The sequence below is a fragment of the Propionivibrio dicarboxylicus genome (assembly GCF_900099695.1).
Taxonomy (GTDB): Bacteria; Pseudomonadota; Gammaproteobacteria; order Burkholderiales; family Rhodocyclaceae; genus Propionivibrio; species Propionivibrio dicarboxylicus.
On sequence record NZ_FNCY01000012.1, the window covers coordinates 1 to 10,145 of the forward strand.

A 10,145-nucleotide genomic window follows, 5' to 3' on the forward strand; every position below is an offset into this window, starting at 1 on the left:
GCTCGCCATCGCCATCGGCACCAGCCACGGCGCCTACAAGTTCACCAAGAAGCCGACCGGCGACATCCTGGCGATCGACCGCATTGCCGAGATCCATGCGCGCATCCCGAACACGCACCTCGTCATGCATGGATCATCGTCGGTGCCGCAGGAACTGCTCGCCGAAATCCGTGAATTCGGCGGCGACATGAAGGAAACCTACGGCGTGCCGGTCGAGGAAATCGTCCGCGGCATCAAGCACGGCGTGCGCAAGGTCAACATCGACACCGACATCCGTCTGGCGATGACCGCGGCGATTCGCCGCTACTTCGTCGAGAACCCCGGCAAGTTCGACCCGCGCGACTACCTCAAGCCCGCCCGCGAAGGCGCCAAGAAGGTCGTCCGCGCCCGTCTCGAAGCCTTCGGCGCCGCCGGACAGGCCAGCAAGATCAAGGCAATCGCCCTCGACAAGATGGCCGAACGCTACAAGAAGGGCGAGCTTCCTTAGCCACCTTCCGGTCATGCCTACTTGACCGAAAGGCTTCGCGCCGCAGCTTTTCAATGCCTACGAAGTTGCGGCGTTTTTTTGAGTGTCATGCCACTGATCGATTGATCGCGGGGTGCGCCCGCAACCATCGACCATGGCATGCCGACCGGCCATCGTTGCCTCAGACACGAGGATCCCCGGCGCCTGGGCACGCCGGCATCGCAACGGCACGGCTACTCGATCAGGAAATTCCCCTGCCAGGCTTCCTCGATGCTGACGGTCTTGCGCTGCCGCTTGACCGGTACCGGCGCTGCCTGGGGCTGGCCCGGATCCGAAATTTCCGGAATTTCGGAAAACAGCCACTCCTGGAAGGCATGTACTTTGGGTAATTCCGCCGACGATTTCAGCACGTTGAACGTATAGCCCTTCACCTTCAAACCATCGACGCCCAGCGGCGCAACCAGTCGCCCTGTTTCGAGTTCACGTTGAACAATCAACAAGCTCTCGAGGCACACCCCGAGTCCGTCAATCGCCGCACTGATCGACATGAATGAACGGTCGAAACGCGGCCCCCGCTTGAGGTCCAGTTTGACATCGGGATGTCGACGCTGCCAGTCCCGCCAATTGACGAGACAGACTTCGCTATGGATCAGCGTATGACGCTCAAGATCCTTCGGACAACGGATTGGATTGGCCCCGCTCACGAGTGACGGCGAGCACAGCGGCACGATTGTCTCCGGCGGAAAGTCCACCGTCTTGACGCCGGCCGGTTGAATATTCTTGTGCTCGTAGCGGATATCGACATCGACGTTCTGGGTAATCAGATCGACCGGGTCTTTCGAGGCATTGAGGCGGACATCGATATCCGGATACTTGGCGCTGAAACGCGCCAGTCGCGGCATCAGCCATTGCGTCGCGAAACTCGGCGTCGAATGAATCGTCAGGATGTCGCTCTTCGTCGTTCGTCCCAGATCCTTGGTGGCGGCCTCGATGCGCGAGAAAGCCGCCGATATTTCCTCAGCATAGCGTCGCCCGGCATCGGTGAGGACCACACCACGATGCACACGATGGAAGAGCTGAACGTCGTATTGACTCTCCAGCGACTTGATCTGATGGCTGATCGCCGACGGCGTGACGTACAACTCTTCGGCGGCAAGACCGAAAGACGACAAGCGCGCGGCGGCTTCGAATGCTTGCACCGCCTTGAACGAGACCCGGTTTGACATAGGTTTCTGAGATGAAATCAATTCAACAAAACGCCTTAATAATTCGTTTGAGCCGCATTCGTCAAGCCCCTACACTTTCCTTCACTCGCCGAAGGTCTGACAAATAAGACAAACGACGACTCGGGCGAAAGTGCACTTTCTTGTTTTATCGGCATCACGAGGCCAAAAGAGATCCGGAATCGGCTGGCCAGTTGGAGAGCTTTGTGCATATGGAAAAGAACAGCGGCATCTGCGGAGAGGCAAAGGATCGTTACGAGAAATTGCCCACCGATCTTCCGTTTGACGAGCGTGTCGCGCGCTTGGAAGAAATTGCGTGTGCCATGCGCAAGAACGTCGTGGACATGGTTTACGCAGCACAATCAGGGCATATCGGCGGCGCGCTGTCGGCGGCCGACTTCGTCACAGCCTTGTATTTCGACCTCATGGATATCAAGCCGGAGCAACCGCACTGGGCGGATCGCGACCGCTTCGTGTTATCCAAGGGGCATGCCTGTCCGATTTGGTATTCCGCCCTCGCTCTGCGCGGATTCCTGCCAGTCGAGGAACTCAAGACCCTGCGCAAGAACGGCAGCCGTCTGCAGGGACATCCGATCGCGACCTATCTGCCGGGCATCGACGCCTCGACCGGTTCCCTCGGCATCGGCTACGCCCAGGCGGTTGGCATCGCGATGGAAGGCAAATTCCTCGCCAAGTCCTACAAGGTCTATGCCGTGCTCGGGGATGGCGAGATCAACGAAGGGATTATCTGGGAAGCCTCTCTGGCCGCCGCGAAATACAAGTTGGACAACCTCGTCGCCATCGTCGACATGAACAATCTGCAACTCGACGGCACGGTCGGCGAGGTGATGCCGACCGAACCGGTGGACGCCAAGTTCCGGGCATTCGGATTCGATGTGCTGACCATGGACGGTCATGACATGGCCGACGTGCTGACGACCTTGAGCAAGGCCAAGCATGCCCACGCCGGCAAGCCGATCTGTGTGCTGGCCTACACGGTCAAGGGCAAGGGTGTCGATTTCATGGAGCATCAACTCGACTGGCACGGCAAAGCCCCCAACGCCGAACAATATGAGAAAGCGTGCAAGTACATGGAAGGAGCCAAAGCATGAGTCTAGTTGCCGCCAAAATTCCGACGCGCCGCGCGTTTGCCGAACGCATGACGCAACGCGGTGAAACGGACAAGGAATTTGTTGTTTTCGAGTCGGACCTGGCCAAATCCACGTATTCCTTCCTGTTCAAGGACAAGCATCCCGAACGCTATTTCAACATGGGCATCGCCGAGATCGGCACCGTCGCGGCCGCTGCCGGCATGGCGGCGCAGGGAAGAAACGTGGTCGTCTGCGGTTATGGCGTTTTCATCACCATGCGCGCAGTGGAAGCCATTCGTTCCTTCATCTGCTACCCGCATCTGAACGTGAAGTTCCTGTCGAGCCACGGCGGCCTGACGGCGGCGATCGACGGCGTCACCCACCAGTCGACGGAAGACATCGCCTTCATGACGACCTTGCCACAGATGAAGGTTCTCGTCCCGGCCGACACGACCGCAGCGACGGCGGCGTTCGACATCGCCCTGGAAACGCCGGGGCCTGTCTTCACCCGCCTCATGCGCGACCCGATGTTCGATCTGTACAAGCCCGATGAAGTGTTTGCACTCGGTGGCTCCAAGATCGTGCGCAAGGGCAAGGACGTCACCATCGCCACCTACGGCGACATGGTCTTCCAGTCCCTGGTCGCCGCCGACGAACTCGCCAAGCGCGGCATCGATGCCGAAGTCATCGACTTCTATTCGTTGAAGCCCTGGGATCAGGCGACGCTGCACGAGTCCTTGAAAAAGACCCGCGCGCTCGTCGTCGCCGAAAACCACCAGAAACGTAATGGCTTCGGCTACGAAGCTGCCGTGTGGACGCTCCTCAACTGTCCGGTGCCGACCGAACTGATCGGCCTCGAAGACACCTTCGCCGAAAGCGGCGCCTATCAGAAGACGCTCGAAAAATTCGGGCTTTCCGGTGCGGCCATCGCTGAAAAGGCGGCGGCGCTTGTGTCCTGCAAGATCTGAACGAAATTCGCTTCCATCCTGAATAAATGGCGCGGCACGAACAACCGCGTGTCGCGCATCGTTGATATGTGAAAGGAATAAAATGTCACAACCGAATCTGATTCTCGAAGGCAAGGTCGCAGTGATTTCCGGCGCAGCCTCTCCGCGCGGCATCGGTCTCGCCACGGCCCGGATGTTCGCCAAGTACGGCGCGAAGGTCGTGATTCTGGATCTGGACGAAAAAGCCTCGGCCGAGGCCGCCGCATCGATCGGCCCGGAGCACCGCGGCTTTGGCTGCAACGTCGCCGATCTCGATTCTTGCAAGTCGGCCGCCGAACGCGCCATCGCCGAATTCGGCAAGATCGACATCCTGATCAACAACGCCGGCATCACGCAACCGGTAAAGACGCAGGAAATCGATCCGGTCAGTTGGGAACGCATTCTCGATGTCAATCTGCGCGGCGTCCTCTATCTCTCACAAGCCTTCTTGCCGCAGATGAAGAAGCAAAAGGCGGGTTCCATCGTCTGCATGTCGTCGGTATCGGCGCAGCGCGGCGGCGGCATTCTTGGCGGCCCCCACTACTCCGCGGCCAAAGCCGGCGTCCTGGGTCTGGCCAAAGCCATGGCCCGCGAACTCGGTCCGGACAACATTCGCGTCAACTGCGTCGCACCGGGACTCATCCAGACCGATATCAGCGCCGGCAAGATCACCGAGGACAAGAAGGCCGAAATCGCCGCCAGCGTCCCGCTGTGCCGACTGGGCTTTGCCGATGACGTGGCGGCCGCCTATCTGTATCTGGCCTCAGACCTGTCCGCTTACGTGACCGGTCACTGCCTCGACGTCAACGGCGGCATGCACATTCACTAGGGGTGAGCAACGCGGTGGCCTGCAACGGGCGCCGCGTTGCCGCGTTTTCTCGCCTGCGCCGGGGAATCCAGGGCGGCAACTTCACCCGGATCCCCTGCGGAGGCGACTATACGGCATAGCGCCGGTTGTGTCAGGTAGTACTCATTTGAAATAAACAGGAGGGAAGTATGAAAGACATAAAGATGAATCGCCGGACGTTTCTCCAGGGAACCGGGGCGATTGGCGCGGTAGCGCTGATGGGCGCACCGACGATTCTGCGCGCGGCACCGCTGAAGATCACCTTTGGACACGGCGCAGCGGCGGGGAATCCTCGCTCGATCGCTGCGGACAAGTTTGCCGAACTCGTCAAAGCCAGATCCGGCGGCGCGATCGAGGTTGCCGTGGCGGGATCGGCGATGCTTGGCGACGACGCTGCCATGCTCACCAGCCTGCGCACCGGCACGCTCGGCATCTCGGCCAACAGCCAGGGTGCCACCTCGTCGGTCGTTCCCGAACTCGCCGCACTCGGTATGCCCTTCCTGTTCGCCAAGAGCGCCGATGGTGTCAAGGTCCTGAACGGCAAGATTGGCGACTTGCTGAAGCCCAAATTTGACGCGCTCGGCCTCGTTCCGATCGGCTGGTGGGACAATGGCATTCGCCACATCACCAACAGCAAGCGTGCAATCAAGACGCCGGAAGATCTGAAAGGCCTCAAGTTCCGTACGCCGCCTGATCCGGCTACCATCGACATCTTCCAGGCGCTCGGCGCCGCCACGGCGCAGATCGCATTTTCCGAACTGTACCTGGCGCTGCAACAGGGCGTCGTCGATGGTCAGGAAAACCCGCTGACCAACATCGCCAGCGCCAAGATCTATGAAGTCAATCCCTTCATCAGCCTGTCGGCCCACAAGTGGGAATGCAACCCGGTCCTGATGTCCAAGATGGCCTGGAATCGCCTCGATGCCAAGTCCAAGGATATCGTCATGGAAGCGATGGCCGAGTGCACGACGCTGCAGATCAACCTCTCGGAAGAAGCCAACACCAAGCTGCTCCGCGAATTCCGCGCCAACAAGGCGCTGACGGTTTCCGAAGTTGATCTCGCCGCCTTCCGCAAGCAAACCGCTTCCGTCTTCGACAAATGGGCCAACGAAAAGCCGTTCGGCGCCTTCGTCAAGGATTTGCGCAAGACCGTACTGGGGTAAATCCAACATGGCCGACTCTATCGTGACGGCCAATGAACGCTCCACGACCATCCAGCTTCTGGATGGCGTGGACCGTTTCATCGGCTCAATCTGCAAATCCGTTGTGCTTGCCACCGGGCTCGCCCTGCTTGTTTCCATCATCGTTGGTGTCATCGCCCGCTATGTCATTGACGTTGGCGGCGTCGACTGGGCCGAAGAATTGCCCAAGCAGCTCTACTCCTGGTTCATCATGGCCGGGGTGGTCCTCGCGCTGCAAGGAGGCAACCATATCGCCGTCGACCTGATCTACAACTTCCTCAATTCGCCGGCCAAGCGCGTCCTAATTTGCGTGACCAACCTGTTGATCTGCGGCGCCTATATCTACCTGTTCTTCACCGCGCTGGAAGTTGCCGAAATCACCGCCGCCGAACGCAATCCGATGCTCGGCACGCCCAACAGCCTGCCGTTCTATGCGCTGGCGATCGGTTCGATCCTGACCGCCATCGGCGCCCTGTCCATATCCATCCGCGTCTTCCTGCTCGGTGCCGATGCCCGGCCGCAAGGCGCTGCCGAGGAGAGTGTCGTATGATCACCGTGCTTGTCTTTGCTTTCTTCGGCCTGCTAGCGCTGGCGATTCCGGTTGCCCATGTGCTGGTAATGGCTTCGGGCGCCGCGATCATCTATTCGCAGGAGTTCCCGGTCATGCTGGTGGCGCAGCAGATGGTCAATCAGACGCTGTCGTTCCCGATGCTGGCCTTGCCGTTCTTCATTCTGTCCGGCAGCCTGATGATGAGCGGCGAACTCGGCGAGAAGCTGATCGGTTTCGCCACCGAACTGGTTCAGCGCTTCCGTGGCGGTCTCGGTTCGGTCACCGTGCTGGGCAGCTGCGTCTTCGGCGGCGTGTCCGGATCGGCGGTCGCCGATGCGACGGCACTCGGCGGCATGCTGATCCCCTGGCAGATTCGCGAAGGCTATCCGGCCGGCTTTACCGCGGCCAACAATTCGGCGGCCGCATCGATCGCCATCCTGATTCCGCCGTCGATTCCGTTCATCCTGTATTCGCTGGTATCGAACGTGTCGATTGCCGACCTGTTCGTGGCAGGCGTACTGCCTGGGCTGGCGCTTACCGCTGGGTTCACCGGGGTATGCAACATTTCCGCCCGGATGCGCGACTTCCCAATGACCAAGACGCCGTTCGACGCCAAGAAGTGCAAGTCGCTCTTCATCGGTGCGCTCCCGGCCCTGGTCATGCCGTTCATGATCCTGGTATTGCTGCGCTTCGGTTTCGCGACGCCAACGGAAGTGTCGGTCGTCGCGGTGTTCTACGCGATGTTCGCCGGCTTCGTCATCTATCGCGACATGACGATCAAGCGCTTCCTGAATTCGCTGATCGCGGCGGGCGTCGCGACGGGGGTCGTGATGCTGGTGATCATGGGCTCGGCGGTGGTCGGCTGGATGATGACCTACGCGCAGGTGCCGCAGTTGTTCGCTGCCTGGTGTCTGGCGACGCTCAAGGATCCGTGGCTGATCATCATGGCAATGATCGTCATCATGCTGATTGCCGGCATGTTCATCGATCTGCCAGCGGCCATCCTGCTGCTCGGTCCGATTTTCGTGCCACTGTCCGAAGCGATTCATTTCGATTTGACCACGCTTGGTCTGACCATGGTGCTGACGCTGGCCATCGGCCTGTACACACCACCGGTCGGCACGACGCTGTTCATTAGCAGCTCGATCGCCCGGGTATCGATCCTGAAAGCCTCGAAGGAGCTCTTCCCGTTCTACGCGGTAGCGCTCGGCACGACCTTGCTGTTTGCCTACATACCCAGTCTGACTCTCTAGGCAACATCCCTCCTGGCTCTTGTCCGAGTCGGGTTGTTCCGGCGATGGAGAAATCCCTCGCCGGCCTTTTTTTTGCGCTTCTCCGGCAAGGAATGCGGAGAAGCGCTTCCCGCGTATACAACCGCCACCGGCATCATCTTTCGATCGCGCACAACCGCATCATCGTGGATCGGCATGGCCGAAAAAAAGCCATCGGGTAGCCGCACGCCCAACCCAGTCCCCGCTGCCTGTCATCGGGATGGATTGATGACGATGGAGTTGCATGCGGCGGGATGAAGTCAGCCTGATGATCGCATGCCAGAACGGGGAAGCATCACCGGCATGCGCGACGATTTATGCTGATGGTGCCCCTGCGCGGAATCGAACCACGGCCTGATGATTACAAATCAACTGCACGACCTTCATGCTACAGGGGCACGCCCGCCAAACGCGGTGGCGAATTATAGCTTATCATCGGTGCTTCGTGCGCCGTCCGGACGGCGTAGAATGTCCCGGCAACAGCGATGATGCCCAGTCGCGCACGCTTAGACCGACCCACTGACCAGCGCCATGCCGATGTCCAAACCTGCTTCCTCCGCCGAAATTGCCCGTGAAACGCTCAAGTTGCTGATGACACGGCGCATGGCGCCGACTCCGGATAACTACCGAGCGATCTACGGCGAGATCGCCGGCGAGACGGAAAAGGCCGACGACGCCTTTCCGGAACGGGAGTTGCGAGCCCTGCTCGGCGCGCTGCCGAAGGAAATTCCACAACAACAGCGACTGGCCCGCGAACTTGAACAGGCCATCAGAAACCAGAACTGGAACGACTGGCGCAAGACGCTCGCCGACTATGTCGCCGAGCAAGGAGTGGAAACAAGCCGGGGATGGGGCGAACTGATCGCCGACCTCATGCGGCATTGGGAAGCAAAGCAGGCCAACATCACCCCGGCGCGCAAGCGCGAATCACTCGAGCATATTCTCGCCAGTGCCTCGAGCAACAGCGACCTGCTCTTCGAACGTCTGCAGCGGCTGGTCAAGTCATGGGCCGCCAATCGAGGAGAGAGTGGCGACATCGATCTTGTCGATGGAGAGATGACGCCCCTCGAAGACGGTGCTTCTCCATCGCCTCGCGCGCCGGGAATGGCCGCCAGCGGGATGCCGAGCCGTGCCAGCGAACTGCTGCCGGAACTACGCGAAACCTTCGCCTTTGCCCTCGAAGCCGCCGTCATTGGCCAACTGAAGGATGAGCCCGAGCTTGCCGCAGAAGCGCGCAACCTGGTCGTCATGGTGAGGAGTGCCAACACCCTGCAGGCCACACAGGAACTGCTAACCGCGGTCAAACGATTGGCATATCGGCTGGAATTCGTCGCCGAAGACCGGGAAGAGCTGCGCAGCGGACTCCTCAAGCTGCTGCAGATCATGATCGAAAACGTCAGCGAACTGGTCGTCGATGACCGCTGGCTCAATGGCCAGATCGCCATCGTCCGCGACATCGTCGCCCGCCCGATGAATATCCGCGCCATCAACGATGCGGAACATCGCATCAAGGAAGTCATCTTCAAGCAGAGCCAGCTCAAACACAGTCTCGCCGAAGCCCGCGAGGCACTCAAGACCATGCTCGCCGGCTTCGTCGACCACCTGGCGGACTTCGCCGGCACGACCTCCGATTACCATGACAAGATCGAACGCTGCGTCGAGAAGATCAGCCAGGCCGACGACATCTCGCAGCTGGAAAGCGTCCTTTCCGAAGTCATCGATGCCACACGCATCATCCAGCTCAGCACTCAACGCTCGCGCGACGACCTGAACGCGAGCCGGCAGCGGGTCGAAGATGCCGAACGAAGAATCCACGAACTGCAGGAAGAACTGGACCGTGCCAGCACGCTGGTGCGCCATGACCAGCTGACCGGAACGCTCAACCGACGCGGTCTCGAAGAAGCATTCGACAGCGAGTTCGCACGTTCGCGACGCCGCCATACGCCGCTCTGCATGGCGCTCCTCGACATCGACAATTTCAAGAAACTCAACGACTCGCTCGGTCACGATGCCGGCGATGCGGCGCTGATCCACCTGGCAACGACAATCCGCGAAACCCTGCGCCCGCAAGACACCGTCGCCCGCTTCGGCGGCGAGGAATTCATCCTCCTGCTGCCCGATACTGCGATCGCCGACGCCGAAAAGGCGCTCGTTCGGCTGCAGCGCGAACTGACCAAGCGATTCTTCCTGCATGACAACGAGAAGGTCCTCATCACCTTCAGCGCCGGCGTGACCGATTTCCGCCCTGACGACACGCAAACGACGATCACCAAGCGCGCCGACGAAGCGATGTACACCGCCAAGAAGACGGGCAAGAACCGCGTTGTAATCGGATAACCGTCCGAAGCCGCGCCACGATCGCGCCGACGGGCGCACACGCATTCGCATTCTTGCATGGCGAACGCCCCATTATCCCGTAAAAATAAGCACATACCCGGGATATTTAAAATTCGACTGTGATACGATACATAGCATGCGTGGAAGCAAAGACAACACCACGACGGGGACGTCGAACTTATCATCCATGACT

At 60.0% G+C, this 10,145-nt stretch carries 9 protein-coding genes and 1 tRNA gene; 8 read left to right on the forward strand and 2 right to left on the reverse strand.

Going from position 1 to position 10,145, the window contains the following annotated elements; translation table 11 throughout:
- Window positions 1-487 (forward strand): class II fructose-bisphosphate aldolase (locus tag BLR25_RS13670; RefSeq protein WP_176785895.1); only part of this gene is annotated, 487 nt, incomplete at its 5' end.
- Window positions 488-699: 212 nt separating this feature from the next.
- Here the strand turns inward: BLR25_RS13670 and gcvA are convergent.
- On the reverse strand, window positions 700-1,692 hold the full coding sequence (gcvA, locus tag BLR25_RS13675) for a transcriptional regulator GcvA (RefSeq protein ID WP_091938452.1): 993 nt from the start codon (window positions 1,690-1,692) through the stop codon (window positions 700-702).
- Between the two features lie 209 nt (window positions 1,693-1,901).
- Here gcvA and BLR25_RS13680 point away from each other — a divergent pair, with 209 nt between their 5' ends.
- The 6 genes from BLR25_RS13680 (at window position 1,902) to BLR25_RS13705 (ending at window position 7,597) form a co-directional block, all read left to right on the forward strand.
- Entirely contained in the window at window positions 1,902-2,801 is a 900-nt protein-coding gene (locus BLR25_RS13680; protein WP_091938453.1) for a transketolase, read from the forward strand.
- On the forward strand, window positions 2,798-3,748 hold the full coding sequence (locus BLR25_RS13685; RefSeq protein WP_091938454.1) for a transketolase family protein: 951 nt from the start codon (window positions 2,798-2,800) through the stop codon (window positions 3,746-3,748). Before BLR25_RS13680 ends, BLR25_RS13685 begins: the two co-directional genes overlap by 4 nt.
- Before the next feature lie 82 nt (window positions 3,749-3,830).
- A complete protein-coding gene (locus tag BLR25_RS13690; protein WP_091938455.1) occupies window positions 3,831-4,595 on the forward strand; it encodes an SDR family NAD(P)-dependent oxidoreductase in 765 nt (254 codons plus the stop codon).
- Between the two features lie 167 nt (window positions 4,596-4,762).
- A complete protein-coding gene (locus BLR25_RS13695; RefSeq protein WP_091938456.1) occupies window positions 4,763-5,776 on the forward strand; it encodes a DctP family TRAP transporter solute-binding subunit in 1,014 nt (337 codons plus the stop codon).
- A 7-nt stretch (window positions 5,777-5,783) separates the two neighbouring features.
- A complete protein-coding gene (locus tag BLR25_RS13700; protein WP_091938457.1) occupies window positions 5,784-6,344 on the forward strand; it encodes a TRAP transporter small permease in 561 nt (186 codons plus the stop codon).
- Entirely contained in the window at window positions 6,341-7,597 is a 1,257-nt protein-coding gene (locus tag BLR25_RS13705) for a TRAP transporter large permease (RefSeq protein WP_091938458.1), read from the forward strand. Before BLR25_RS13700 ends, BLR25_RS13705 begins: the two co-directional genes overlap by 4 nt.
- Before the next feature lie 342 nt (window positions 7,598-7,939).
- Here the strand turns inward: BLR25_RS13705 and BLR25_RS13710 are convergent.
- A tRNA-Thr gene (locus tag BLR25_RS13710) sits at window positions 7,940-8,013 on the reverse strand.
- Window positions 8,014-8,146: 133 nt separating this feature from the next.
- Here BLR25_RS13710 and BLR25_RS13715 point away from each other — a divergent pair.
- Window positions 8,147-9,952: a GGDEF domain-containing protein gene (locus BLR25_RS13715; protein WP_245715563.1), complete on the forward strand. Its 1,806-nt coding sequence runs from the start codon at window positions 8,147-8,149 to the stop codon at window positions 9,950-9,952.
- Window positions 9,953-10,145: the final 193 nt, after the last annotated feature.